Below are 2,344 nucleotides of genomic sequence, written 5' to 3' on the forward strand. Positions count from 1 at the left end.
GTGGGAGAAGGGCAGCTACGTCCACCTCACTGCCTACGACGACTACTGGCAGGACGGTCGCCCGTACCTGGACGACATCTACTTCCGCATCATCCCGGACGCCGCCTCGCGGGCGCTGGCGATGGAGACCGGTGACGCCGACATCAGCCAGTTCGGCAACATCGAGCCCTTCGACGTGCCGCGGCTCTCCAAGCTGCCGAACCTCGAGCTGACCACCAAGGGCTACGAGATGTTCGCGCCCATGGCGTGGATCGAGATGAACACCCGCAAGCCGCCGCTCAACGACCGGCGCTTCCGGCAGGCGATCATGTACGCCCTCGACCGCGAGTTCATCCGCGACAACATCTTCTTCGGCCTCGGCCGTGTCGCCACCGGCCCGATCAACTCGGTGACCACCCAGTACACGCCGGACGTCCAGAAGTACCCCCACGACCCGGAGAAGGCCAAGGCGCTGCTCGACGACATGGGCCTCGAGCCCGGCTCGGACGGCGTGCGTGCCAACGTGGAGTTCCTGGTCATGCCCTACGGCGAGGTCTGGACGCGACTGGCCGAGTACATCAAGCAGGCCATGGGCAAGGTGGGCGTGCAGGTCACGCTGCGTAGCACCGACAGCGCGGGCTGGGCACAGCAGCTCTCGAACTGGGACTACCAGATGACCAACGACTACGTCTATCAGTACGGCCACCCGGCCCTGGGCGTCGCCCGTACCTACATCTCGGACAACATCCGCAAGGGCGTGCTGTTCTCCAACACCATGGGCTACTCCAACGAGAAGGTGGACGAGCTCTTCGCCAAGGCGGCGGTGGAGAACGACGACGCCAAGCGCGAGCAGATGTACGCCGAGGTGCAGAAGATCCTGGCGAAGGACGTCCCGGTGGCCTGGCTGCTGGAGATGGAGTTCCCGACCCTGCTCAACAAGCGCGTCCACAACGCCGTGACCACCGCGATCGGCACGTCGGACAACTTTGCTGACGTCTGGGTGGAGCCGAAGCAGTAGCCATCCGGCAATCCCGGTCCGGGCCCGGGGCAGCCGCCCCGGCCCGGACCCCGAACGGGACCTTAGCGAATGGGCAAGATCGTATCCTTCCTCGGGCGACGGTTGGTGAAGAGCCTTTTCATCCTCCTCGCCATCGTGCTGATCAACTTCTCGCTGATCCGCGCCGCCCCCGGGGACCCGGCACTCGTGATCGCCGGCCAGAGCGGCGCATCCGATCCGCAATACATCGAGCAGCTGCGTGAGAAGTTCCATCTCGACGAGCCGCTGCCGCAGCAGCTGTGGACCTACGTCACCGACGTGGCCACCGGCGACCTGGGCTACTCCTACCGCCAGCAGCGCCCGGTCTGGGACCTCATCGCCGAGCGCCTGCCGGCCACCCTGCTGCTCACGGGCATCGCCTACGTCTTCTCCCTCGGGATGGGGCTGTTGCTCGGCACCCTGGCCGCCGTCAAGGTCGGCCGATGGTCTGACACGGCCATAACCACCATCGCCCTGCTCGCCTACGCCACGCCGCTGTACTGGATAGGACTGATGATGATCCTGCTGTTCAGCGTCCAGCTCGGGTGGCTGCCGGCCTTCGGCTACCAGTCGGTGGGCGCGGGGCTGACGGGCTTCGACCACTTCCTCGACGTGGTCGCGCACCTGGTGATGCCGGTGCTCACCCTGGGGCTGTTCTACATGGCGGTCTACGCCCGGCTGACGCGCTCATCGATCCTCGAGGTCCGCGATATGGACTTCGTGAAGACCGCGCGCGCCAAGGGCCTGCAGGAGCGCCGCGTGGTGGTGCGCCACGTCCTGCGCAACGCCGTGCTCCCGGTGATCACCTTCGCCGGCATCCAGGCGGGCTATCTCATCGGCGGCTCCATCCTCGTGGAGACCGTGTTCGCCTGGCCCGGCGTCGGCCGGCTCGCCTTCGACGCGCTGCTGCAGCGCGACTACCAGGTGCTGCTCGGCATCTTCGTGATCACGTCGATCATGGTGCTGGTGTTCAACATCATCACCGACCTCGTCTACACACTCATCGACCCGCGCATCGAGGTGAGCTGATGAGCCGAGAATTCTGGAAGGCCTTCGCGCGCAACCGCGGCGCGATCATCGGCCTGATCATCCTGGCCGGCGTGGTGTTCCTCGCACTGTTCGCCGACCTCCTCTACCCCACCAGCCCGTGGGACATGGTCACCCGGCCGTTCGCGCCGCCGCTGACCTCCGGCACGCTCATGGGCTCGGACACCCTCGGCCGGGACATCGCCTCCGGCGTCGCCCACGGAGCCCGGGTGTCACTGCTCATCGGCCTGATCTCCACCGCCGCGGCGCTGTTCATCGGGGTGACGCTGGGCGCGCTCGCCG

At 66.6% G+C, this 2,344-nt stretch carries 2 protein-coding genes and 1 pseudogene; all 3 read left to right on the plus strand.

Translation table 11 applies throughout. From position 1 onward, the window contains the following. Positions 1-997 (plus strand): ABC transporter substrate-binding protein (locus tag G7A99_RS15395; protein WP_240466302.1); only part of this gene is annotated, 997 nt, incomplete at its 5' end. A 69-nt stretch (positions 998-1,066) separates the two neighbouring features. After that, a complete protein-coding gene (locus G7A99_RS15400) occupies positions 1,067-2,044 on the plus strand; it encodes an ABC transporter permease (protein ID WP_205599871.1) in 978 nt (325 codons plus the stop codon). Then, positions 2,044-2,344, plus strand: a pseudogene (locus G7A99_RS15405) (ABC transporter permease); the annotation flags it as partial. The gene G7A99_RS15400 and the pseudogene G7A99_RS15405, both read left to right, overlap by 1 nt.

It is taken from the genome of Arhodomonas sp. KWT (assembly GCF_010993615.1).